At 68.0% G+C, this 22,703-nt stretch carries 19 protein-coding genes and 1 riboswitch; of the genes, 8 read left to right on the forward strand and 11 right to left on the reverse strand.

Features of this window, described 5'->3' with window-relative positions:
• The first annotated feature begins 57 nt into the window (after positions 1 to 57).
• The 3 genes from M5D76_RS00595 (at position 58) to M5D76_RS00605 (ending at position 2,790) form a co-directional block, all read left to right on the forward strand.
• The gene (locus M5D76_RS00595) at positions 58 to 693 is read left to right on the forward strand and encodes a tRNA (cytidine(34)-2'-O)-methyltransferase (protein ID WP_248921473.1); all 636 of its coding nucleotides are present in this window, start codon (positions 58 to 60) and stop codon (positions 691 to 693) included.
• A 51-nt stretch (positions 694 to 744) separates the two neighbouring features.
• A riboswitch (ZMP/ZTP riboswitch) is annotated at positions 745 to 829 on the forward strand.
• Between the two features lie 97 nt (positions 830 to 926).
• The gene (locus tag M5D76_RS00600; RefSeq protein ID WP_248921474.1) at positions 927 to 1,562 is read left to right on the forward strand and encodes an IMP cyclohydrolase; all 636 of its coding nucleotides are present in this window, start codon (positions 927 to 929) and stop codon (positions 1,560 to 1,562) included.
• Between the two features lie 49 nt (positions 1,563 to 1,611).
• Positions 1,612 to 2,790, forward strand: a complete 1,179-nt coding sequence (locus tag M5D76_RS00605) for a phosphoribosylaminoimidazolecarboxamide formyltransferase (protein WP_248921475.1) — start codon at positions 1,612 to 1,614, stop codon at positions 2,788 to 2,790.
• Between the two features lie 192 nt (positions 2,791 to 2,982).
• Here the strand turns inward: M5D76_RS00605 and M5D76_RS00610 are convergent, their stop codons facing one another.
• The 4 genes from M5D76_RS00610 to M5D76_RS00625 all read right to left on the reverse strand — a co-directional run bounded on the left by M5D76_RS00610 (position 2,983) and on the right by M5D76_RS00625 (position 7,236).
• Positions 2,983 to 4,140 (reverse strand): AI-2E family transporter, encoded by a 1,158-nt coding sequence (locus M5D76_RS00610; protein ID WP_248921476.1) that lies wholly within the window; start codon positions 4,138 to 4,140, stop codon positions 2,983 to 2,985.
• Positions 4,141 to 4,311: 171 nt separating this feature from the next.
• Entirely contained in the window at positions 4,312 to 5,049 is a 738-nt protein-coding gene (locus M5D76_RS00615) for a ZIP family metal transporter (protein ID WP_248921477.1), read from the reverse strand.
• Positions 5,050 to 5,052: 3 nt separating this feature from the next.
• On the reverse strand, positions 5,053 to 5,451 hold the full coding sequence (locus tag M5D76_RS00620) for an ArsR/SmtB family transcription factor (protein ID WP_248921478.1): 399 nt from the start codon (positions 5,449 to 5,451) through the stop codon (positions 5,053 to 5,055).
• Between the two features lie 654 nt (positions 5,452 to 6,105).
• The gene (locus M5D76_RS00625) at positions 6,106 to 7,236 is read right to left on the reverse strand and encodes a cation diffusion facilitator family transporter (protein ID WP_248921479.1); all 1,131 of its coding nucleotides are present in this window, start codon (positions 7,234 to 7,236) and stop codon (positions 6,106 to 6,108) included.
• 160 nt (positions 7,237 to 7,396) lie between these two features.
• On the opposite strand from M5D76_RS00625, the gene M5D76_RS00630 reads away from it, so the two are divergent.
• Positions 7,397 to 8,281, forward strand: coding sequence for a putative ABC transporter permease (locus tag M5D76_RS00630; RefSeq protein WP_248921480.1), 885 nt, complete (start codon positions 7,397 to 7,399; stop codon positions 8,279 to 8,281).
• A gap of 15 nt (positions 8,282 to 8,296) precedes the next feature.
• Here the strand turns inward: M5D76_RS00630 and M5D76_RS00635 are convergent, their stop codons facing one another.
• Positions 8,297 to 9,886: a putative ABC transporter permease gene (locus M5D76_RS00635; RefSeq protein WP_248921481.1), complete on the reverse strand. Its 1,590-nt coding sequence runs from the start codon at positions 9,884 to 9,886 to the stop codon at positions 8,297 to 8,299.
• A gap of 261 nt (positions 9,887 to 10,147) precedes the next feature.
• Here M5D76_RS00635 and M5D76_RS00640 point away from each other — a divergent pair, with 261 nt between their 5' ends.
• Positions 10,148 to 11,296 (forward strand): CobW family GTP-binding protein, encoded by a 1,149-nt coding sequence (locus tag M5D76_RS00640; protein ID WP_248921482.1) that lies wholly within the window; start codon positions 10,148 to 10,150, stop codon positions 11,294 to 11,296.
• 112 nt (positions 11,297 to 11,408) lie between these two features.
• Here the strand turns inward: M5D76_RS00640 and M5D76_RS00645 are convergent, their stop codons facing one another.
• Positions 11,409 to 11,897, reverse strand: coding sequence for a SixA phosphatase family protein (locus M5D76_RS00645; protein ID WP_248921483.1), 489 nt, complete (start codon positions 11,895 to 11,897; stop codon positions 11,409 to 11,411).
• 95 nt (positions 11,898 to 11,992) lie between these two features.
• Here M5D76_RS00645 and M5D76_RS00650 point away from each other — a divergent pair, with 95 nt between their 5' ends.
• The gene (locus M5D76_RS00650) at positions 11,993 to 12,988 is read left to right on the forward strand and encodes a Gfo/Idh/MocA family protein (RefSeq protein WP_248921484.1); all 996 of its coding nucleotides are present in this window, start codon (positions 11,993 to 11,995) and stop codon (positions 12,986 to 12,988) included.
• A 114-nt stretch (positions 12,989 to 13,102) separates the two neighbouring features.
• Here M5D76_RS00650 and M5D76_RS00655 read toward each other — a convergent pair whose 3' ends face one another.
• The 3 genes from M5D76_RS00655 to M5D76_RS00665 form a co-directional block, all read right to left on the reverse strand.
• Positions 13,103 to 13,405 carry an STAS domain-containing protein gene (locus M5D76_RS00655; protein WP_248921485.1) on the reverse strand — a complete coding sequence of 101 codons (303 nt, stop codon included), beginning with the start codon at positions 13,403 to 13,405 and terminating at the stop codon, positions 13,103 to 13,105.
• A 280-nt stretch (positions 13,406 to 13,685) separates the two neighbouring features.
• Complete coding sequence (locus tag M5D76_RS00660; protein ID WP_248921486.1) at positions 13,686 to 14,102, reverse strand: potassium channel family protein; 417 nt, start codon at positions 14,100 to 14,102, stop codon at positions 13,686 to 13,688.
• Between the two features lie 148 nt (positions 14,103 to 14,250).
• Positions 14,251 to 15,684 carry a TrpB-like pyridoxal phosphate-dependent enzyme gene (locus tag M5D76_RS00665; protein ID WP_248921487.1) on the reverse strand — a complete coding sequence of 478 codons (1,434 nt, stop codon included), beginning with the start codon at positions 15,682 to 15,684 and terminating at the stop codon, positions 14,251 to 14,253.
• Positions 15,685 to 16,263: 579 nt separating this feature from the next.
• Here M5D76_RS00665 and M5D76_RS00670 point away from each other — a divergent pair.
• Entirely contained in the window at positions 16,264 to 18,177 is a 1,914-nt protein-coding gene (locus M5D76_RS00670; protein WP_248921488.1) for an ABC transporter ATP-binding protein, read from the forward strand.
• Positions 18,177 to 19,931, forward strand: coding sequence for an ABC transporter ATP-binding protein (locus M5D76_RS00675; RefSeq protein ID WP_248921489.1), 1,755 nt, complete (start codon positions 18,177 to 18,179; stop codon positions 19,929 to 19,931). Before M5D76_RS00670 ends, M5D76_RS00675 begins: the two co-directional genes overlap by 1 nt.
• A 146-nt stretch (positions 19,932 to 20,077) precedes the next feature.
• Here M5D76_RS00675 and M5D76_RS00680 read toward each other — a convergent pair whose 3' ends face one another.
• Positions 20,078 to 21,700 carry a hypothetical protein gene (locus tag M5D76_RS00680; RefSeq protein WP_248921490.1) on the reverse strand — a complete coding sequence of 541 codons (1,623 nt, stop codon included), beginning with the start codon at positions 21,698 to 21,700 and terminating at the stop codon, positions 20,078 to 20,080.
• Between the two features lie 41 nt (positions 21,701 to 21,741).
• Positions 21,742 to 22,656 carry a YecA family protein gene (locus tag M5D76_RS00685; protein ID WP_248921491.1) on the reverse strand — a complete coding sequence of 305 codons (915 nt, stop codon included), beginning with the start codon at positions 22,654 to 22,656 and terminating at the stop codon, positions 21,742 to 21,744.
• Positions 22,657 to 22,703: the final 47 nt, after the last annotated feature.

Below are 22,703 nucleotides of genomic sequence, written 5' to 3' on the forward strand. Positions count from 1 at the left end.
TTTCCGTCCGTCGTGCGATACTGTCGTGCGATACGCAGACTACAGAAAGGCAGCACCGTGTTCAACGTCGTCCTCTTCGAGCCCGAGATCCCCTCCAACACCGGAGCCATCGGCCGCACCTGCGTGGTGGCCGGCGCGCGCCTGCACCTGGTGGGGCCGCTCGGCTTCGACATCGACGACCACAAGCTCAAGCGCGCGGGCCTCGCCTACTGGGAGAGCCTCGACGTGACCGTCTACCGCGACTGGGCGGACTTCCTCGAGCGCTGCGGGCTCGCCGACGAGTCCGGGCGCGTGAGCGAGGCCGGGGCCGCGAGGCTGCACCTGCTCACGAAGAAGGCTCGTCTCACCTACGCGCAGGCGAGCTATGCGGACGAGGACTACCTCGTGTTCGGGAAGGAGAGCGCAGGACTTCCCGAGGAGCTTCTGGCCGAGCTCGCCGAGCGCTGCGAGCGCATCCCGATGCTGCCCGACGCAAGCGCGCTCGACAACCGCGAGGAGTGGGCGGCGCGCGCCGACGAGCTGGGCGGCGGGGCGTCGACCCTCGAGCACACGGCGCTCATGCAGCGCGACATCTGCGGGAACTTCGTCGACCCCGACGACTGGCGCATCAGCGCGCTCAACCTCGCCAACGCCGCGTCGATCGTGCTGTACGAGGCGCTGCGCCAGAACGGCTTCCCGGGGATGGACGCCTAGCGCGGAAGCGGGCGCCCGGGCGCGGGCGTCGTGCTACACTTCATCTCGTACACAGCGCGCCGTCACTGACGGATTGTCGTGGGTCACCACGGGGGAGCGGCGCGAGACCATACTGCCGACCGTCTGGGCATGCCACTCTTTGGGGAGGGGCCTGCCCTTTTTTGGTTCCTTTTGGCCCCATCCCATGCGTGGTAGGGACGCCGGTCTTCCGGCCCGTCGCGAAAGGATGATAGATGCAAGATCTGGCAGAGCTTCTGAGGGGCAACCCCTACCCCGGCCGCGGGATCGTGGTGGGACGCGGGCGCGTCTACTACTGGATCATGGGACGCAGCTCCAACAGCCGCAACCGCGTGTTCACGGCGTGCGAGGACGGCATCCGCACCGAGGCGCACGACCCGGCGCTGCTCGAGGACCCGAGCCTGATCATCTACCACCCCGTGCGCACCATGGGCGACGACCTCGTGGTCACCAACGGCGACCAGACCGACACGATCGTCGAGGCGAACGACTTCTTCGCGGGCTGCATGGCGCGCGAGTTCGAGCCCGACGACCCCAACTTCACGCCGCGCATCTCCGCGATCGTGCACCCCGACGGCTCGTTCGACCTCTCGATCCTCAAGCACCAGGCCAGCGGCCGCTGCCTGCGCGAGTTCTTCTGCTACGAGGGCGCCGACGAGGGCCAGGGCTTCTTCATCAGCACCTACGAGGGCGACGGCAACCCGCTGCCGACCTTCTCCGGCGAGCCCGTCGAGGTCGCGATGTGCGAGCCCGACGAGGTCTGGGCCGCGCTCGACGCCGACAACAAGGTCTCGCTCTACGCCAACGTGAACGGCGAGGTCACCCTCTACAACAAGCACCTCGGCGACTAGCCGCGCCCCGCGACCCGCAACCCGAAGACCACACGACAAGGAGATTCGCATGAGTGAGCTCGAGCTCAAGTACGGATGCAACCCCAACCAGAAGCCGTCGCGCATCTACATGAAGGACGGCTCCGACCTGCCGGTCACGGTCCTCTCCGGCAAGCCCGGCTACATCAACTTCCTGGACGCGCTCAACTCGTGGCAGCTCGTCCGCGAGCTGAAGGAGGCCACCGGCCTTCCCGCGGCGGCGTCGTTCAAGCACGTGAGCCCCGCCGGCGCGGCCGTGGGCAAGCCCCTCTCCGACGTCGAGAAGAGCATCTACTTCGTCGACGACGAGGGCGAGCTGTCCCCCATCGCCTGCGCCTACATCCGCGCGCGCGGCGCCGACCGCATGAGCTCCTACGGCGACTGGGCCGCGCTCTCCGACACCTGCGACGCGCGTACCGCGCTCTACCTCAAGCACGAGGTCTCCGACGGCGTGATCGCTCCGGCCTACACCGACGAGGCCCTCGAGATCCTGCGCGCCAAGAAGGGCGGCAAGTACAACGTCGTCCAGATCGACCCCACCTACGAGCCCGCCGCCATCGAGACCAAGGACGTCTTCGGCGTGACCTTCGAGCAGGGGCACAACTTCTTCAAGATCGACCGCGACCTCATCTCCAACGTGGTGACCAAGAACAAGGAGGTCCCCGAGGACGCCCAGATCGACATGATCGTGAGCCTCATCACCCTCAAGTACACGCAGTCCAACTCGGTCTGCTACGTGAAGGACGGCCAGGCCATCGGCGTCGGCGCGGGCCAGCAGAGCCGCGTCCACTGCACGCGCCTGGCAGGCAACAAGGCCGACACCTGGTGGCTGCGCCAGCACCCCAAGGTGCTCGGCCTCCAGTTCGTCGAGGGCATCCGCCGCGCCAACCGCGACAACGCGATCGACGTCTACATCTCCGAGGAGCACGACGACGTCCTGGCCGACGGCGAGTGGCAGAAGTGGTTCGCGACCAAGCCCGAGGTGCTCACGATGGAGGAGAAGCGCGCCTGGATCGCCAAGCTCGACGGCGTGACCGTGGGCTCCGACGCGTTCTTCCCCTTCGGCGACAACGTCGAGCGCGCCCACAAGTCCGGCGTGCGCTACATCGCCGAGCCCGGCGGCTCCATCCGCGACGACAACGTCATCGAGACCGCCGACAAGTACGGCATCGCGATGGCCTTCACCGGCATGCGACTCTTCCACCACTAAGGCAGGCTCTTCTCGCCCACCAGGGCGAGAAGCACGAATACGCCGAGAAGAGCGGCCTCGTTCCCGAGTGTGGGGACGAGGCCGCCGTCGTCTCGCGGTTGCGACTGGCGCGCGGTGCGCGTGCGTCGCGCGTGCGGTGCGCGGGATGCGCGAAGTGCGCGGAGTGCACGGGATGCGCGAGGTGCGCGGGCGCTAATTCTTGATGGTGTCCTTGAGCTTCTCTAGCGGGGTCGAGGTCACCTCGGGGTCGCTCTCACGGCGCGACAGGTCGGACTCGAGGACGCGGTTGAGGAACGAGATGAGCGGAACGCCCACGAAGGCGCCGGCGAAGCCGAAGATGGCGCCGCCGAGCGTCAGGCCGACGATGGGCCACATGCCGGTGAGGCCGACCCTCTTGCCGACGACGCGGATGTAGAGGAAGTTGGCCTCGATCTGCTGGACGACGAAGAAGACCACGAGGAAGATGATCGCCTGCTGCCAGGAGCTGACCATGATGATGAACGCGCCGAGGATGGCGCCGATGAGCGCGCCGACCATGGGGATGAGTGACATGACGCCGACGAGGGCGCCGAGCATGAGCGGGTTCTCGACGCCACAGACGAAGCTGATGATCGCGACGAGCGTGCCGAAGATGAGGGCCTCGGTGCACTGGCCGACGATGTAGCCACTGAAGGACTCGTCGGCGATGTGAGCCGTGCGGGTGATGAAGTCGTCGGCCGCGGGGCTGACGTAGGTGCGGACGACGCGGTGGCAGCGGCTGGAGAGGCCGTCCTTCTCGGAGATGAACCAGAAGCCGAAGACGAAGCCCATGAAGACCGCGCCGATGGCGCCGAAGAGCGAGGTCACCTGGGCGATGGAGCCAAACAGGCCGCTCTTGGCCCAGTTCATGACGCTGTCGCCGATCTGCGCCCAGTCGATCGAGGACTCGCCGGCCAGGAAGTCGGGCGGGATGATGTTGCGCACGAAGGGGATGTTGAGCAGCTGCTTGGTCGCCTCGGGCGCGATGCGGATGAGGGTCATGATGGCGTTGACGAGCTGCGGGATGACGAGCACGCCGACGAAGACCGCAATCACGATCATGCACAGGACCGTGACCAGGAGCGAGAGCGTGCGGTTCATGGTGCCGTCGCCATGCTCGCCGGGAAACAGGCCCTCGAAGAAGCGCAGGGGGATGTTGACGACGTAGGCAACGACGAAGCCGACGAACATGGCCGCGAGGCCGCCGAAGAGCGCACCGACGAACCCCTCGACCCCCTCCCAGTAGCGCGCGAGAAGGAGCAGCACGATGATCGTCAACGCGACGCGCATGCACGTCTTCCAGCTGATGGTGGTCTCCCTCTCGTCCTTCATGGCAGGCGCCCCCTCTGCGATAGCGGTCATTAGCCGCAGTATAGGCGACGCGCCAGGGGGCGCGCCGCCTGGCACGGCAGGTAATGGGGGCAGCGAGCCAATCTCGCGGCGCAGCGGCACGTCGCGGCCGCGCGACCGGCGATGGGAGCGAGGGTGCTGGGCGCGAGGGCGCTAGCCGAGCATCGTGGCGAGCCACACGACGGCGACGCCGACGATGGTGCCGCTCACGGGCACCCACGCGGGACGCACCTTCAGCGAGTGCGGCAGCAGCTCGGCGATGGCGATGTAGAGGATCATGCCAAGCGCGACGCAAGTGAGCATCCCCATGACCTGGTCGGTCACGACGGGGCTGAGCACCATCATGACCAGGCCGCCCAGCACGGTGGAGAGCAGGGCCCCGCCGAAGGCGACGAGCTTGACCGTGCTCTTCTCGTGACGAAGGGTGGAGTAGACGAGCATGCCCATCGGGATGTTGTGCAGGCCGACGCCGAGCGCGTAGATGGCGCCCTGGCGCAGGTCGGCCGCGGACAGCGCGTAAATGGTCATGCCCTCGACGATGTTGTGGATCACGAGCGCGAGCACCGTCATGAGGCCGATGTGGACGGCGATGTCGTCGGCGCTGCGGTGCAGCTCGTGGGTGTGCTCGTCGTCGTGGTCGGGGATGAAGCGGTCGAGCGCGAGAAGGAGCGCCGCGCCGGCGGCAACCGCGAGGATCGCGGGCGTGGCGCCGAACTCCTCGGCGGCCTCGACCGCCTCGGGACCGAGGTCGAGCGCGACGAGGGCGCCCATCGAGCCGAGGGCGAGCGCGACCGAGAGGTTGCCGATGAGGTCGGGGTGGCGGTCGAGCTTGACCACGAGGGCGCCGAGCGCCATCGAGACGCCCGCAAGGAAGGTGACGAGAAGAGCCATGGGTTATTCCTCCGTTATGTCTTCGTGGTGGTGCGCGTGGGGTGCGCGGCAGGATCCCGCGGCGTGCTCGAGGCCGAGGGCCATGAACTGCGAGACGTGCTCGTCGGCGCAGGCGTAGTAGACGACGCGGCCCTCGCGGCGGCTGGAGACGAGGCGGTTCGCCTTGAGGCTCGCGAGCTGGTGCGACACCGCCGACTTGGTCATGCCGAGAAGGGACGCGAGGTCCTGGACGCACATGTCGGACTCTGAGACGGCGAGCAGTATCCGCATGCGCGTGCGGTCTCCGAGGACCTCGAAGAGCTGGCCGAGGCCGTCGAGCTCGCACTCGCCGGGCATGCGCGCGGCGACGCTGGCCACCAGGTCCGGATGGATCGCGTCCTCGTATGGCGTGCCTGCAGGCATCGGGACCTCCTCCCCTGCCGCGCGGGAGATGCCCCCGCGCACCAATTGTTGAACCGACGCTCAACTATAGGACTGTTGAGCGAGCGTTCAACCATCTTCGCAAGGTGCGCACAAATCGCGCGGGGAGGGCAGGGCGCCGTCGACGGTGGCCGGGAGGCTGCGCCCTCTCGAGGCGGTCGTGCATGCGGGCGGGAGGCAGCCCCGCCCCTCGTGCGCTCCGCGATGATTGCGGTATTGCATATTCTTCGCGGTTACGTGCTGCGATGCCGATGTCTATGCATCCTGATTGCGCGTGTCCCTCCGAGGGCGTCCGTGAGGGGCGTCCGGTGCGCAAAAACAATGCTCCGTGGCAATCTGGTGCACGCATATGCCAGGCGGTTGCCAGGCGTATGTGCATAGTTTCTCTCTTGTATATGGGAGTTCGTGGTTCTTTATGCAACGCCTGTCGGCGCGGGCGGTATGCAGTCGCTATAACCTTGCCACGGGGCGCCCGAATTGCATGGCCACCCTTCGAATCTTTCCACGGAGGCATGCTTTTGCACCGTTCGCGCGACCCCCGAAGCCCCGCATCATGCGACTAACGCCTCCATGCATTTGTTCTTGGCTTTAGACCGGCAAATAGAAGCATTCCCACAGAACGAGCGGGGGCAGGCACTACAGGTCGATGTCGGAGTCCACCTGCACGTAGACGTCGTGGCCGGGATAGAGCTCGCCGAGCTCGCCCTTGATGGCGGAGACGACCTCCGCGGTGTCGCAGCCGAACTCGAGGATGACGTCGAAGCGGATCTGCCTGGCCTGCTTGTCGAGGTAGAAGCCATGCGTCTGGAGGACCTCGGGGTGCGAGGCGGTGCAGTCGTACACGCGCTTGCGAACCCCCATCGCCTCGGAGTCCCTCGTGTTGACCGAGTAGATGCCGATGCCGCCAAGCGCCACGCCGTGCTCCTGAAAGACGAGGCCCGCGAGCTTGCGCTCGAGGGCGTCGAGCTCGGGGATCGTCATGGTGTCGGGAATCTCTATGTGGACGGAGCCTATGTACTTCTCGGGACCGTAGCTGTGAAGGACGAGGTCGTAGGCGTCGATGACCGCGTCGTCGGAGCGCAGGGTCTCCTTCACCTGCTCCACGAGCTCGCTGTCGACGCGGTGCCCCAGGATCTCGTCGAGCGTCTCGAGGAGCATCTCGACGCCGGATTTGACTATGACGACGGAGATGACGACGCCGATGTAGCTCTCGAGCGAGAGGCCCGTGAGCATGAAGACGATCGCGGCCGCGAGCACCGAGGCCGACAGCACGGCGTCGAAGAGCGCGTCGGCGCCGGAGGCCACGAGCGCGCCGGACTTGTGCTTCTCGCCCTGCGCCTTGACGTAGCGGCCGAGCACGAGCTTGACCACGACGGCCGCCGCGATGATGACGAGCGAGACCGTGTCGTAGGAGGCGGGTTCGGGCCAGATGATGCCCTTGACGGACTCGACCAGTGACGTGATGCCGGCGTACAGGACGATGGCCGCGACGATCATGGCGCTCACGTACTCGATGCGGCCGTAGCCGAGGGGATGCTTCTTGTCGGGCGCCTTGGCCGCGAGCTTGGCGCCCACGATGGTGACGACCGACGAGAGGGCGTCGGTCAGGTTGTTGACCGCGTCGAGGATGACCGCGATCGAGCCGGTGACGGCACCGACGAACATCTTGAACGCGACGAGCGCCACGTTGGCCGCGATGCCGATGGCGCTGACGCGCACCACGGCCTGCTCGCGCGTCTCCTGCTGCGACTTGATCGAGGAGTCCATGCAATCCCCCGCCCTCGCTCCGCCCGCCTTTACGCGGCGCGCTCGAACTCACTGCTAGAATCGTTCGTACTGCGGCGTCCGTGCCGCAGCGATCGTGCTGCCCCCACTCTACCCAAGCCGGCGGGCCCGCAGCCATGGAAGTCCCCCAGAAGGAGGTCACGTGTCGATAAGCCAGGTTGTCGTGTGGGCGAGCGCCCTGTCGTTTCTGGGCTGGGTGTTCGAGTCGACCTACTGCGCCGTGACGAACGGCGAGTGGGAGCGCCGCGGCTTCCTCTTCGGCCCCATCTGCCCGATCTACGGCATCAGCGCGACGCTCGCGCTCCTGCTGTTCGACAACGCGGCCATCTCAAGCGGCGCCTTCCCGCCCTGGGCGGTGTTTCTCGTCTGCGCGGCCGGCAGCGCCGTCATCGAGTACGTCACATCCTTTGCGCTCGAGCGCGCCTTCGGCGCCGTGTGGTGGGACTACTCCAACATGCCGCTCAACCTCAACGGACGCATCTGCCTGCCGGCGAGCCTGCTCTTCGGCGTGATGGGCCTCGTGGTCACCTACCTCGTGCTGCCGCCGGTCCGCGCCGTGAACGCGGCCGTACCCGCCGTCGCCTTCGAGGCGCTCGCGCTTCTCCTCGCCATCGTCGAGACCGTCGACGCCACGCTCACGGTGTCGACCCTGTCCGACCTGCTCAAGCGCGTGCAGGAGTACGACGCGAGCATCAACGAGGCCATGGGGCGCGCCTACTCGACGACGAGCGAGACCATCTCGTCGGCGGCCTCGACCATCCGCGAGACGCCGGGGCGCCTGCGCGAGAGCGGCGCCGAGGCGCTCGGCCGCGCGGGCGAGACGGTCTCCGAGCGCCAGGAGAGCCTGCGCGCCTTCGTCGGGAGCCTCCCGACCGGGCAGCGCCGCATCCTGCGTCATGCGCAGAGGCTCGACTTCAAGCGGCTCATGGTCACGCCGAGCCTGCTGAGGCGAGCCGTCGACGAGGCGCGCCGCCAGGACGAGAAGAGCGCGCGCCGCGGCGGGGACCTCTTCGGGCGCGGGCGCTAGGCGGAGCCGAGGCAGCTAGGACGTGGGATCCACGATCTTCTCGAGAGACCGCAGGTGCTCGTCGACCTGGCGGACGTGCTCCTTGGCCTTCGCCTTGTCCTCGGGGCTGAGGGCGGAGTCGTCGATCGCCTCGATGCGCGACGAGAGGGTCTCGTTGACGATCTGCTCCGCCTCGATGTCCGCGCGCATGCGGCCGAGCGACTCGCCGCCCTGGGTCGACGTGGCGCCGATCACCTGCTGGACCTCGGTGGTCTGGGGCGGCTCGACCAGGTAGAGCGACCAGAGGATTCCGCCGACGACCGCGATGGCCACGAAGGCGATGTTCATGATGTCCTCGGGCACGCGCGCGAGCCAGCGCTCGAGCAGCGGGTAGACGAACCAGGCGATGAGCGAGGCGGCCACGCCGAAGGCGATGGTGTTCTGAAGGCAGACCTGCCCCATGATGTTGCCGAAGTTGCTGCGATAGTCCCAGAGCTGCAGGTTGGCGTTGACCACGAGGCCCATGGAGAACTCGATCACGGTGCAGGTCAGGGCATTGGCGACGAAGCTCAGCGCGTAGGCGGCGACGCGGCTCTTGAGGTGGGCGAGCAGCCACCGCCACAGCGGGTAAAGCAGAAGCGCGATGACGACGACGGCCGCGCCCTCCATCGGGTAGGGGTAGAGCCAGTCGCGCCAGAGCATCGTGTTAGTGGGGTCGTACTTGCCCTGCACCAGGCCGAGCCGGATGAACTGGCACATGCCGGCCTCCATCCAGTGGCCCAGCAGCGAGAACACGATGAAGTAGATGATGAGGTTGCGCACGAAGGGCCAGCCGCGGCGGGCGATCCGCACCTCCTCGGGCCGGTAGGCGTTGCGCTCGAGCGAGAAGTCGTTGACCAGCGTCGCCTTGACGCGCGCTGACGTGGCGAAGTAGAGGATGAGCGCGACGTTGTAGACCGTGTTGGCGATCGAGCCGGGCAGCGCGAGGTTGCCCGCAATCGCGCCGGCCGCCATGGGGACGACGAGGTTGAAGGCCGCGATGGCGAGCACGAGCGGCCGGGCCACCCGGTAGCGGTTGACGAAGAACCAGAACGCCACGGCCTCGAGGATGACCGACACCCAGTCGACCACGGTGACGTAGTTGTAGACGATCGTGTCGCGCGAGGTCAGGAGCAGGGCGATGAGCACGGATGCGATGTGCAGCGCGAAGATGACCTGGACGACGCGCATCATGCCCAGGCGGTTGGGCGCGCTGAACTTGATCGCGTTGAGGGCGCTGCGCGCGGACCTGGTCGCCGCGTCGTGCTCGGAGTTGGCCTTCTTGCGGGCGGCACGCTCCCGCCTTCGCGCGGCGCGGATGTTGTCGCGGTTGCCGCTCTTCTCGGCGATGTGGGTGAGACGACGCGCGTCGTCGGCAAGCTCGTCGGCCCCCATAGCGAGGTCGACCATGCGCACGGCCTCCTTTGCGCTGGCGCGCGCGGCTCGCGTGATGGACGCGCGGTCGGCACGGCCGGTGGAGAAGGAGCTGTCGATGGCCCACTCAGCGCGGTCGAGGGCATCGTCGGCCACCGCGGCGGCGTCGGACGTGGCCTTGCCCTGGGCTTCGGGCCTGGTGCTCTCGCTCATGTCGTTCCCTTTCTGCGCAAGGGGCGGCACCCCGTCGGAGGGGCGGGCTTTGCGGCGTCGTCTTCCGACAGAAGTATCGCGCACATCGACGGCATCCGACGAGGCAGAAACCACAGAGTAAAGAATGCTGCTGACCGAGCCGGTGCGGCGATTCTGCCGTGTGCGCACACAGCCACCTCCACGGAGCCTGCGAGGGTCTTCTGTATACTGTGCGCTCGGACGGCACCCGCCGCCCGCGCCCCAACCAGCTAAGGAGCAACCATGCCCACCACCAGCGAGACCAGCGACAAGCAGGTCAAGATCATCATGCTCACCGGCTACCTCGGTGCCGGCAAGACCACCCTTCTCAACCACATCCTCGCCAACGACGAGGGCGTCCGCGCCGCCGTGATCGTCAACGACATCGGCGAGGTCAACGTCGACGCCGACCTGATCGCAGACGGCGGCCTGTCCGAGACCGACAGCCTGATCCCGCTCACCAACGGCTGCATCTGCTGCACGCTCTCCGACGACCTCGCGCGCCAGCTCGACGACATCGCCAAGAGCGGCAACTTCGACTACATCATCATCGAGGCCTCCGGCATCTGCGAGCCCATCCCCATCGCCTACACCATCTCGGCGTTCTGCGACCAGAAGAAGGCCGGCGGCAAGGCGCCGCTCGCGCTCGACAACATCGTCGCCGTCGTCGACTGCGCCCGCATGTTCGACGAGTTCGCCGGCGGCAAGGCCCTGCTCGAGGACAACATCGACGAGGACGACCTCGAGTCGCTGCTCATCCAGCAGATCGAGTTCTGCTCGACGCTCGTGCTCAACAAGTGCGACCTCGTGAACCCCGAGCAGATCGCCGAGCTCAAGGCCATCGTCCGCAGCCTGCAGAAGGACGCCGTCATCGTCGAGGCCGAGGGCGCCAACGTGCCGATGTCCGAGCTGCTCGACACCGGGCGCTTCGACTTCGACGCCGCCTACAACTCGGCCGCGTGGATGGACGCGATGGAGCACCCCGAGGAGCACGAGGAGGCCGAGGTCCTCGAGTACGGCATCCAGACCTTCGTCTACCAGCGCCGCAAGCCCTTCGACCTCGACGCCCTCTCCGAGTTCGCGCAGAACTGGCCCGACGGCGTCATCCGCACCAAGGGCATGGTCTGGATCGCCCAGGACCCCGACATGTGCTACGTGCTCGAGCAGGCCGGCCACCAGCTGCACATCTCCGAGAACGGCCTCTTCGTCGGCTCGGCGCCCGACGACGAGCGCGAGCGCATCATCGCCGACAACCCCGAGATCATGAACGACTGGGACCCCGTCTGCGGCGACCGCATGACCAAGCTCTGCATCATCGGGCGCCAGATCGACCGCGCCCAGATCGAGGCCGGCTTCGACTCCTGCCTGACCGAGTGGGAGGACGCCGAGTAGAGCGTGCCCCCACGGCAGACACAGCTTCGGCAAACGAGAAGGCGGCCCTCCTGGAGGGTCGCCTTCCTTATTACGCGTCCTTCTGCGCCGCACCGCCCGGCGCTACTGCGCCCTAGACCTCCGGCCCCTGCACGAACCAGAGCAGGCGCGCCGGCAGGCGGCACATGTCGTGCACGTCGTGGTCGATCCTCAGCGCCGCGACGCCGGCGGTGTCGAACTGCACCGGCTGCCCGGACAGGTACTCGACCATGCGGTTCATGAACGGCACGTGGCCCACGCACACGATCGTGTCGGCGTCGCTTGCGCACGCGAGCGACAGGAACTCGTCCTCCTCCTGCGCGTAGAGCTCGATGCACTCCTGCTGGCGCTCCGCGGGGATGCCGAGCGTCTCGTTGGCGACCTCGGCCGTCTGGCGGGCGCGCAGCGCGGGGCTCACCCAAAGCTCGGTCTTCTCGCTCACCTCCACGAGCGACATAGTCTTGGGGAACGCCGCGCGAATGGCCGCAAGGCCCTCGGGCGTCAGCGGTCGCTCGGCATCGGTCTGGCCGAGCTGCTTCGCGGCGGCCTGTCCGTGGCGCACGAGTACGAGGTTCACTGCCATGGGAATCCTTCCGTCGGTTGGCCTTTGCATCCAGCTCATGCTATCCCTTATCGGCTATCATATGCGCGAGACACGACCCCGTCGAAGGAGACCCCATGAAGCTCGGACTCATTGGAACCGGTTGGATCGTCCAACGACAGCTGCCGCAGATGCGCGGCCGCGGCATCGAGGTCGGCGCCCTTGCCGGCACGCCCCGCTCCGCCGAGAAGGTCGAGGCCCTGGCAGAGGCCAACGGCGTGCCCAAGCGCTACACCGACTACCGCAAGATGATCGCCGAGGCCGACATCGACACGGTCTACGTCGGCATCCCCAACGCGCTGCACCTCGAGGCGTGCACCGCCGCGCTCGAGGCGGGCAAGCACGTCATCTGCGAGAAGCCCGTCGCGAGCAACTACGCCGAGGCCAAGGCCATGGCCGACCTCGCGCGCAGCCGCAACCTCTTCCTCTGGGAGGCCGTCTCGACCATCTACCTGCCCAACTTCGCGAAGCTGCACGAGCTTCTGCCCCGCGTGGGCAACGTGCGCATCGTGCACGTCAACTTCAGCCAGTACTCGAGCCGCTTCGACGCCTTCCGCGAGGGCGTCGTCCAGCCGGCGTTCGACCCCACCAAGTCCGGCGGCGCCCTCATGGACCTGGGCCTCTACAACCTGCACTACATCCTCGGCCTCTTCGGCGAGCCCCAGGCCGTCGGCTACCAGGCCAACGTCAAGCGCGGCATCGACACCTCGGGCGTCGTCACCCTCGACTACGGAGACTTCAAGGCCGTCAGCGTCGCCGCCAAGGACTGCGGCGCGCCCACCTTCTGCCTCATCCAGGGCGAGAAGGGCTACCTGCGCCAGGACAGCGCGCCCAACGCCTGCGGCGCCATCACGCTGCACCTCAACGACGGCACCGAGGAGACCTTCGACGAGAACGGCTTCACCGAGTTCGAGAAGGTGTGGGACGCGGAGTTCGCAAGCTTCAAGGCCGACCTCGAGTCCGGCTCGACCGACCACTGCTACGAGCTGCTCGACCAGTCGCTGCTCGTGAGCCGCGTTCAGACCGAGGCGCGCCTGTCCGCCGGCGTGCGCTTCCCGGCGGACGAGAAGTAAGCCCCTTCGCCGCACCCCAGACGCGCAAGGAAAATCGCCCCGTCACGAACGTGGCGGGGCGATTGCGTTGCGTGCGATGTGCCGCGAGCGGGCGCGGCTCCCTGCGAGCCGCGACTAGCGCTCGACGGTGAAGATGTCGGAGAGGCCGGTCATCTCGAAGACCTCGAAGACCTCGTCGTTGGGCGAGAGAAGGCGCATGTTGCCGGCGGCGGCGGTGACCTTCTTCTGGGCGGCGACGAGCACGCGCAGGCCTGCGGACGAGATGTAGTCGACGTTGGCGAGGTCGATGTCGAGGTTGGTGACCTGGGGGTCGATCTCGTTGATTGCGGTCTCGAGGTCCGGGGCCGTCTGGACGGTCAGCTTGCCGTCCACCGTGACGGTGGCCTTCGTGTCAGTAACGTCAACCTTGACTTCCATGTTCATCCTCCAAGCGGAATACATGCGCGCGTCGTGCGACCCGATCTGGCATGCGCAAGATCTCTCATCCAGGTCCGTCGACCACGGCGGCGCCATGGCACATGAAACTAACGCCTGTGATGATACCCCAAACAAACGTGCCGACGCCCAAGACATCCACCTAATCGGGCAAGGGTCTCCCGCCTGCTCCCCACGGCCTCATCTGCGCGCAAACCGCCCCGAGGGCGCGACCGATGCGCGCACCCGTCTCATGCGCGACGCGGGCGCGCGGGCCCAGGCGCTACACGCGATAGCGCCGCACCGACTCCGAGATCTGGCGCAGCTCCTCCTCGTCGAGCTCCGGCAGCCGCTCGAGCTTGTCGAGCAGCTCGGCGACGGACTGCTTGAGCTGCGCGTCGCGACGCTCCTGGTAGAACGTGACGATGACGCCGGTCACGATCGCGGTCACCACGATGGCGTAGAGCGACAGCACCACGCTCGCGATGCGCCCCACCGGCGACACCGCGAACACGTCGCCAAGCCCGATCGTTGTCGCAACCTCCCAGCAGTACCAGAGCGCGTCGCCCAGGTTCGTCACGCCGGGCTCGAACGCGAGCACCACAAGCGCCGCCACCAGCGTCAGCACCACCAGGCCGCCCAGCAGCGGCAGCCCGCCGTTGCGGCGCAGCACGACCAGGAACAGGCGAATCCTTCTCATGCGACCTCACTCTCACCACGTCCGGACGACGCCCTCCAGTATCGCGCATCGCCCCTCCCCCACGCGACGGCAACCGCCGAGAAGAGCGCGGCGCGCCCCGCGGGGCGCGCCGCCATGCTCCAAGCCATGCCTGGGACCGAGGCCCCGCCTACGCGCTCGCGCGCACGGCGCCCTCGCCGAGCGCGAGCCCGCCCTCGCCCTGGATGCCCGGCACCGCCGGGATCGTCGCGAAGCCTGCCTCGAGCTCCTCGTCGGTCGGGATGTGGTCGACCATGTCGCCGCGGTTGAACGACTCGTACGCGGTCATGTCGAAGTAGCCCGTGCCCGTGAGCCCGAAGAGGATGACCTTCTCCTCGCCCGTCTCGGCGCAGCGGCGCGCCTCCTCCATCGCCTGGAAGATCGCGTGCGCGCTCTCGGGCGCCGGCAGGATCGTCTCGAGCCGCGCGAACTCCTCGGCCGCCGCGAAGACGTCCGTCTGGCGCACGGCCACCGCCTCGAGGTACCCGTCATGCTTGAGCTGGCTGATCACGGGGCTCATGCCGTGGTAGCGAAGTCCGCCGGCGTGGTCGGGGCTCGGGATGAATCCGTTGCCCAGCGTGTACATCTTGCAGAGCGGGCAGGTGCGGCCGGTGTCGGCGAAGTCGTAGGCGAAGCGGCCGCGCGTGAGCGACGGGCAGCTCGCCGGCTCGACCGCCACGAAGCGCGTGTCCGGCCTCACGCCGCGCAGCTTGTCGCGCATGAACGGCGCGATCAGGCCGCCCAAGTTCGAGCCGCCGCCGGCGCAGCCGACGACCACGTCGGGGTACTCCCCGAGCTTCTCGAGCGCCGCCATGCTCTCCAGGCCGATGATCGACTGGTGCAGCACGACCTGGTTGAGGACCGAGCCCAGCTGGTAGCGGCCGCGGTTCTCGGGCACGTGCAGCGCGCGCTCCACGGCCTCCGAGATCGCGGTCCCGAGCGAGCCCGTGTAGTTCGCCGGGTTCTCGAGCATCTTGCGGCCGATCTCGGTGGTGTCGCTCGGCGATGGCGTCACGTTGGCGCCGAAGGTCTGCATGACCGAGCGCCTGAACGGCTTCTGCTCGTAGCTCGCGCGCACCATGAACACGTCGCAGTCGAGTCCGAAGTGCGCGGCCGCCTCCGAGAGCGCGGTGCCCCACTGGCCGGCGCCGGTCTCGGTCGTGATCGTCGAGAGCCCCTGCTCGTGCGCGTAGTACGCCTGCGCGAGCGCCGAGTTCAGCTTGTGCGAGCCGCTCGTGTTGTTGCCCTCGAACTTGTAGTAGATGCGCGCGGGCGTCCCCAGCGCCCGCTCCAGGTTGTAGGCGCGACACAGGGGGCTCGGTCGGTAGACCTTGTACATCTCGCGCACGCCCGCGGGAATCTCGAACTCGGGCGTGTCGTCGTCAAGCTCCTGGCGGCACAGCTCCTCGGCGAACACCGGCGCCACGTCCTCCACGCGCGCCTCCACGCCGTTCGGCAGGAGCATGCGCCCGGGCTTCACGGCCATGTCGGCGCGAAGGTTGTACCAGGAGGTCGGGATCTCGGACTCGGACAGGTAGGTGCGATACGGCTGCTTCTCCATCATGGTGCTTCCCTTCTTCTCGAACCGGCACGTCCTCGAGCCGGCACACGACTGCGCGCTCTACACGAGACATGCCGCGGTGCGAGTAAGGGATAGCGGAGAAGAGCTTGCTCCTTGGCTGTGGGTATGGTCCCGCCTTCCGGCGACCCGCCCTCGCGGCATGAAAAAAGCCCCCGGGATACCGAGAGCCTCCACGCGCGCGATGGCGACGACCTCAGATACCCCGAATCAGGCCACGCCGCGCCACCATCGACCAACGCAGCGCACGAGCGCCGCGCTTGCGAGCTCTGTCATCTGGCTCCTGGTCATGGGGCAAACCTCCGATTGCGGTCCACGTGGGACCCGCTTGGGGTCGGGCTTGCGCGGAAGTATGCCATGACGCGCACGCGCCCTGCGCCACAGTTCACCAGAGGGAAACAAATCGCCCGCGAACGGCATCGGGTACCCGCCGCGGCGCGAGTGCGCCTGCGAACCCCACGAAGACGTCCAATCGGAGCCGTAGCTCTTCTCGGGTGTTAGCCATGTCTAACATATGTACTACACTGCCGCCCAGTCAGCAGCGATTCCCCGAGGAGGAGCAATATGGAAGCAAGAAAGAAGGGCGACGTCGGCTACCTGCTTGACTTCGCCGGAAGCTACAAGTGGCTCACGGTCGTGGGGTGCGCGCTCTCGGGCGTGGCCATGGTCCTGGGCATGCTGCCCTACGTCTGCATCTGGCTGGCGGTGCGCGACCTGATTGCGGTCGCGCCCGACTGGACGCGGGCGACGGGCATCATCGGCTACGGCTGGGCGGCCTTCGGCCTCGGCGTGGCAAGCATCCTCGTGTACTTCGCGGCCCTCATGTGCACGCACCTGGCGGCGTTCCGCACGGCGTCCAACATCCGCAAGCAGGGCATGGCCCACCTGATGGAGGCACCCATCGGGTTCTTCGACGCCAACGCGTCGGGCCTCCTGCGCAACAGGCTCGACGGCGCCGCCGCAGAGACCGAGACCCTGCTCGCCCACAACCTGGCCGACATCACCGGCGCCGTCGTCATGTTCGTCTCGATGGTCGCCATCATGTTCGCCTTCGACTGGCGCATGGGCCTCTCGTGCCTCCTGTGCGGCGCGATCTCCGTCGCGACGATGTTCGCCATGATGGGCGGAAAGAACGCGAAGATCATGGCAGAGTACCAGGCCGCGCAGGACGCCATGAGCAAGGCCGGCGTCGAGTACGTCCGCGGCATCCCCGTGGTCAAGGTCTTCCAGCAGACCGTCGACTCGTTCAAGGCGTTCAAGCGCGCGATCGACGACTACAGCGACAAGGCGCACCTCTACACCGGCGACATCTGCCGCATGCCGCAGTCGATCAACCTCACCTTCACCGAGGGCGCGTTCGTCTTCCTCGTGCCGGTTGCCATCGTGATCGCGCCCGGGGCGCTCGCCGCGGGCGACTTCGCCGGCTTCCTCACCAACTTCGCGTTCTACCTGATCTTCTCGGCAATCATGTCGACGGCGCTCGCCCGCGTCATGTTCGCCGCGAGCGGCGCGATGATGGCGAGCAACGCCGTGGCGCGCATCAAGGGCGTGACCGAGGCGCCCACGCTCGCCGTCGCCGAGAAGAGCGTGCGTCCCGGCGACAACCGCATCGCCTTCGAGGACGTCACGTTCTCCTACCCCGGCGCGTCGCGACCCGCGCTCGACGACGTGACCTTCGCGATCGAGCCCGGACAGACCGTCGCCCTCGTGGGGCCCTCGGGCGGCGGCAAGACCACGGCCGCGAGCCTCATCCCCCGCTTCTGGGACGTGGACGCCGGCCGCGTGACCGTCGGCGGCGCCGACGTGCGCGACGTCGACCCCCACGTCCTCATGGAGCAGGTCGCCTTCGTGTTCCAGGACAGCCGCCTGTTCAAGGCGTCGGTCCTCGAGAACGTGCGGGCCGCGCGCCCCGAGGCGTCCCGCGAGGAGGTGATGGCGGCCCTCTCGGCGGCCCAGTGCGACGACATCGTCGAGAAGCTGCCCGAGGGCGTCGACACCATGATCGGCGCGGGTGGCACGTACCTCTCCGGCGGCGAGCAGCAGCGCGTGGCGCTGGCGCGCGCGATCCTGAAGGACGCGCCCATCGTCGTGCTCGACGAGGCGACGGCCTTCGCCGACCCCGAGAACGAGGTGCTCATCCAGCGGGCGCTCACCCGGCTCACCGAGGGGCGCACCACGGTCTTGATCGCCCACCGGCTCTCGACCGTCGTCGGCGCCGACCGGATCGTCGTTCTCGACGAGGGTCGCGTCGTCGAGCAGGGCACGCACGACGAGCTTGCCGGCGCCGGCGGGCTCTACGCGCGCATGTGGGCCGACTACAACCAGTCGGTCGCCTGGCGCATCTCCGGCTCCGCCGACCACGCGCACGACGGGGCGCGGGTGCCCGACGGGCGCGGCGCCGAGGGCGCACCGACCGACACCACCACGCACGCCACGGCCGAGCGAGCCTGCGCGGCCGCCGGCGAGAGGAGGCAGTAATGCTGTTCGACGAATCATTCAAGCGCCGTTACGCCCTCAGCGACCAGGGCGTGGCCGGCATCAAGCGGGGCACGGCGTGGACGGTCGTCGTGAACCTCGTGGTCATGGGCTCGGTGGGCATCCTCTGCCTCGCGATGAGCCAGCTCATGGACACCCTCGTGCACGGCGCGCCGCTGCCGGGCCTTGCCATCTACGTCGCGATCCTCGCGGGCTTCGTCATCCTATCGCTCGCCACCCACGTCCGGCAGTACGCCTGCACCTACGGCCTCGTGTACGACGAGGTGCGCACCATGCGCATCGGGCTCGCCGAGCACCTGCGCAGGCTGCCCCTCAGCTTCTTCGCCGGACGCGACCTCGCCGACCTGACGGACACGATCATGAGCGACGTCAACCGCATGGAGCACGTCTGGTCCCACGTCCTCGGCTACCTCTACGGCTCCGCGATCTCGACCGCGATCGTGGCCGTGGCTCTTCTCGCCTGCGACTGGCGCATGGCCATCGCCTGCCTCTGGGGCGTGCCCGTCGCGTTCGCGCTGCTCTTTGGCAGCCGACGCCTCTCCGAGCGCAAGGCCGAGCGCACCCGGGCCGCCGCGCTCGTGGTCGCCGACGGCATACAGGAGACCATCGAGTGCGTGCGCGAGATCCACGCGACGAACCAGGAGGGGCGCTACCTGGCCGAGCTCGACGCCAAGATCGACGAGCACGAGCGCGTCATGCGCTCCGGCGAGCTCGCGTGCGGCATCTTCGTGAACGCCGCGAGCGTGATCATGCGCCTCGGCGTGGCGACCACGGTGCTCACGGGCGCGAGCCTCATCCTTGCGGGCGAGATCGACTTCATGCTGCTCTTCATGTTCCTGCTGGCGATCACGCGTATCTACGCGCCGTTCGACCAGAGCCTCGCGCTCATCGCCGAGGTCTTCATGACCAAGATCTCGGTCGAGCGCCTCATGGAGGTCTACGAGACCCCGACCGCGACCGGCGAGGCGCGCTTCGAGCCGCAGGGCCACGACGTCCGCTTCGAGGGCGTCGGCTTCGCCTACCAGGACGAGCGGGTGCTCGACGACGTGACATTCACCGCGCGCGAGGGCGAGGTCACGGCGCTGGTCGGCGCCTCGGGCAGCGGCAAGAGCACGGTGGCGCGCCTGGCCGCGCGGCTCTGGGACGCCGACGAGGGCACGGTCTCGGTGGGCGGCGTCGACGTCTCGACCGTCGACCCCGAGGTGCTGCTCGGCGACTACGCGGTGGTCTTCCAGGACGTGACCCTCTTCGACGACACCGTGATGGAGAACATCCGCCTCGGCAGGAGCGGGGCCACCGACGACGAGGTCCGCGCGGCGGCGACGGCGGCCAACTGCGACGAGTTCGTCGAGCGGCTGCCGCAGGGCCTCGAGACGCCCATCGGCGAGAACGGTGCACGCCTCTCCGGCGGCGAGCGCCAGCGCATCTCGATCGCCCGGGCGCTCTTGAAGGACGCGCCAATCGTCGTGCTCGACGAGGCCACGGCCTCGCTCGACGTCGAGAACGAGACCGAGGTCCAGGCGGCGCTCTCGCGATTGCTTGCCGGCAAGACGGTGCTCGTGATCGCGCACCGCATGCGCACGGTCGAGGCCGCCGACAAGATCGTGGTCCTCGACGGCGGGCGCATCGTAGAGGAGGGCGCGCCATCCGAGCTTCTCAAACGAGAGAACGGCGCCTTCGCTCGCATGCGGGAGCTGCAGCGCGCCGGCGAGCTCTGGAGCCTCAGGAGCGCGTAGCGGGGACGGGGTAGGCTCTTCTCGGCTGGCTCATTGGAGGGGGTGCACCGACGACGTGGTGCACCCCCTCTTGCGCTGGGGCTCACACGGGAGCCACACGGTGGACTCGTCCCGCAGTTCCTCGTGCAGGGCAGCTTGAGCCGGTGCTAGCGACGGCGACGCACGCCGAGGCCCAGCGCAGAGAGGCCCGCCAGCGCAAGCTGCGCCAGGCCCTGCGTCGAGGTCGGGTCGGCCGTCTTCGGCGTCCCGGAGCTGCGCGCCGCCGAAGGCGCCGCCTCGGACGCGACGATCTTGAAGGTCAGCTCGCGCGTCCCGGTAAACGAGCCGATGCCGGAGACGACGACGGTCGCCTCGCCCACCTGGACGTTGTTCTTGTAGGAGACCGTGTAGTCGCGACCGAGCTCAAGCCCGTAGCCATCAAGGGTCGCCGTGGGCGCGGGCTCGATCGCCGAGCCGGTGAACGCCTGGTCGGCAATGTCGCCGAACGTCACATCGGCAATGTCGGCGGGCGCGACCTGGAACGTCCCCTCGATCGTGCCCGTGCAGTTCCCCTTGCCCGTGGCCTTCCAGCTCGCCTGGCCGGCCGCCACGTTGTCGGCGTAGCTGACCTCATAGTCCGTGCCCTCGACAAGCTCCGCGTCGCCAATCGTGAGCGACAGCGGCGTGAGCGCCGAGCCGGTGAAGGTCTGGTCGGGCGCCGTGGCCATCGAGGGGTCGAGCGCCCGCGGGTCCATGGTCCACGTCAGCTCGACCGGGGCCGTGTTCTCGCGCGACTCCGCGTCGCCCCCGCGTAGCTGGACGAGAAGAGCGTCCGACTCGCCCTCGAGGAGCCCCTCCCATGCGTAGCCGTCCGCAAGCGTGACCGTGGTCGTGTGCGTGCCCGCATCCCGGGCGGAACCCGACAGGGCGTAGCCCTCGCTCTCTTCGACGCCGAACTGGGCCGTGCCGTCGAAGGTGCGCCTCACCGCCGTCGGGCGGGCGATGGCAGCACCCACGGTGTAGCCGTCGTCAGCGACGTCGTAGGTCACCATGCGCGGCAGGTAGCCAGGCGCGCACCAGTCGGCGCGCACCGGCTGGCTGAAGATGCCCCCGGAGACGCTGACGCTCGCTCCCTCGGGCGCGATCACGTCACCAAATTCGGAAGACCCCTCAAGATATCCGCCAGTCACCCCAAGCGTGGAGCCATCCGTTATGAGCTTCACGGCGGGGCCGTTCGTGTTCACGATGGTCGCCCCATCAATAACGGCCGAGCCGGCAGTTCCCGTGACCATGATCGAGGGATAGGTGCCCTCGGCCTCTCGATCGATCGTGCAGTCACCCAGCATGACCGAGCCGATCGCGATGATCGCGTGCTCGTGCCTGCCCGTGACGCGTCCGCCGCCGTCAATGGTGAGCGAGTGCCCCTCGCTGACCTGAATCGCGGCGTGGGAGTAGGCGGCGTTCGTCGGTCCCACGACGGAGTGGCCGGCGAGGTCGAGCGAGACGTCCTTCTCGACGTACAGCCCCTGGCTCATCTCAACGTCAGAGGCAAGCTCGATGATGCCGTCCTCGCTCACGTTCTGGAGTGCTTCCTGGATCGTGGCGTAGGTGTCGGGCGCGCCGGTGCCAGCGACGTCAACGTAGACGTGGCTTGCGGCCTGGGGCTCCAGCACGGGCGGCGGCGCGACGGTGTCGTCGGCGACGGCGGCGCCCACGGGCGCCATCAGACCAAGGGCGACCACGAGCCCGGCCGCAACGGTCCTTCTCGTCTTGGGGTTGAGAGTGCTCATGGTTCCTCCCAGCTCAGGCGATGCAATTTAGACAGTCGCCGTCAGTATGCCAGCCCGAGCGCCAGCTGATCGAGACTTTTTCGCGAACAGCAACGTTTGAACTTGCGACCGCTACCGCAAAAGCACGCGTCGTTGCGCCCCACGCCCTCCGCTCGCGCGCGCTCGCCCGCGACCTGCGCAGCCATCTGGTCAAGCCCCCTCACGAAGCTCGCGCGCATGACGCCGAACCGCTCGTGGCCAAAGGGCTCGCCGCAACCGACGGAGCGGTCCCACGCACTCACGTGCGCCTGCGCCTCCACAAAGCCGGGCGTCGTCGCGAGCACGTCGGGCTTGAGGGCAAGAAGCTCGCCGAGAAGAGCCACCCCCGTGACGCGCGACCACACGAGGGGCATGAGGGACGCCGTCAGCATGAGGCGGTACCACACCTCGAGGGTGATCGAGTCGTACCCTCCCCCGAGCGACGAGCCGATCGAGACGTCCGGCCGCTGCGGGAGGGCGCGCACGGCCGCCATGGAGCGCGCGACCAGGGCGCGCTCGCGCTCGCCGAGGGCGAGGCCGTCCAGCCTCCCGTTGAGGATGTCGAGCACGTCGAAGCGCCACGTGCGCCGCACCGTCGCGCCAGGGTCCAGGAGATAGTCCGTGTACGCCGCGTCGCTCGGGCTCAGCGCACGCGTCAGAGCATCGTCGTCGGGAGCGGTCCTCCCCAGGCACTCGTCGCACCACGTGACGACGTCCATGGGGACCGCGACAGCGTCGTCGACCTCGTATACGTCGATCACCTGGACGTAGCTCGGCGAGGCGGCATAGACGCGAAACCAGGCGTCGGCAAGCGAGCCAGGGTCGAGCAGCGTGCAGAACAGGGGACGGTAACCCAGACGTTGCGAGAGCCCCGACGAGTCGGCTACCGAACCCAGTCCGGGCAGGGGCTCGGCGGCGTGCACGGTGTACAAGAGCATGTGTCCTCCTTTTTGCTGCCCCTCATTCTACCGAGGCGTTCGGCAAA

The sequence above is a fragment of the Olsenella intestinalis genome, assembly GCF_023276655.1.
Classification (GTDB): domain Bacteria; phylum Actinomycetota; class Coriobacteriia; order Coriobacteriales; family Atopobiaceae; genus Olsenella_J; species Olsenella_J intestinalis.

What these genes read in the sequence shown, in the direction of transcription:
- M5D76_RS00600 (WP_248921474.1), top strand. Translation starts at nt 927, where the DNA reads ATGCAAGATCTGGCAGAGCTTCTGAGGGGCAACCCCTACCCCGGCCGC.
- M5D76_RS00605 (WP_248921475.1), top strand. Translation starts at nt 1,612, where the DNA reads ATGAGTGAGCTCGAGCTCAAGTACGGATGCAACCCCAACCAGAAGCCG.
- M5D76_RS00610 (WP_248921476.1), bottom strand. Translation starts at nt 4,140, where the DNA reads ATGAAGGACGAGAGGGAGACCACCATCAGCTGGAAGACGTGCATGCGC.
- M5D76_RS00615 (WP_248921477.1), bottom strand. Translation starts at nt 5,049, where the DNA reads ATGGCTCTTCTCGTCACCTTCCTTGCGGGCGTCTCGATGGCGCTCGGC.
- M5D76_RS00620 (WP_248921478.1), bottom strand. Translation starts at nt 5,451, where the DNA reads ATGCCTGCAGGCACGCCATACGAGGACGCGATCCATCCGGACCTGGTG.
- M5D76_RS00625 (WP_248921479.1), bottom strand. Translation starts at nt 7,236, where the DNA reads ATGGACTCCTCGATCAAGTCGCAGCAGGAGACGCGCGAGCAGGCCGTG.
- M5D76_RS00635 (WP_248921481.1), bottom strand. Translation starts at nt 9,886, where the DNA reads ATGAGCGAGAGCACCAGGCCCGAAGCCCAGGGCAAGGCCACGTCCGAC.
- M5D76_RS00640 (WP_248921482.1), top strand. Translation starts at nt 10,148, where the DNA reads ATGCCCACCACCAGCGAGACCAGCGACAAGCAGGTCAAGATCATCATG.
- M5D76_RS00645 (WP_248921483.1), bottom strand. Translation starts at nt 11,897, where the DNA reads ATGGCAGTGAACCTCGTACTCGTGCGCCACGGACAGGCCGCCGCGAAG.
- M5D76_RS00650 (WP_248921484.1), top strand. Translation starts at nt 11,993, where the DNA reads ATGAAGCTCGGACTCATTGGAACCGGTTGGATCGTCCAACGACAGCTG.
- M5D76_RS00655 (WP_248921485.1), bottom strand. Translation starts at nt 13,405, where the DNA reads ATGGAAGTCAAGGTTGACGTTACTGACACGAAGGCCACCGTCACGGTG.
- M5D76_RS00660 (WP_248921486.1), bottom strand. Translation starts at nt 14,102, where the DNA reads ATGAGAAGGATTCGCCTGTTCCTGGTCGTGCTGCGCCGCAACGGCGGG.
- M5D76_RS00665 (WP_248921487.1), bottom strand. Translation starts at nt 15,684, where the DNA reads ATGATGGAGAAGCAGCCGTATCGCACCTACCTGTCCGAGTCCGAGATC.
- M5D76_RS00670 (WP_248921488.1), top strand. Translation starts at nt 16,264, where the DNA reads ATGGAAGCAAGAAAGAAGGGCGACGTCGGCTACCTGCTTGACTTCGCC.
- M5D76_RS00675 (WP_248921489.1), top strand. Translation starts at nt 18,177, where the DNA reads ATGCTGTTCGACGAATCATTCAAGCGCCGTTACGCCCTCAGCGACCAG.
- M5D76_RS00680 (WP_248921490.1), bottom strand. Translation starts at nt 21,700, where the DNA reads ATGAGCACTCTCAACCCCAAGACGAGAAGGACCGTTGCGGCCGGGCTC.
- M5D76_RS00685 (WP_248921491.1), bottom strand. Translation starts at nt 22,656, where the DNA reads ATGCTCTTGTACACCGTGCACGCCGCCGAGCCCCTGCCCGGACTGGGT.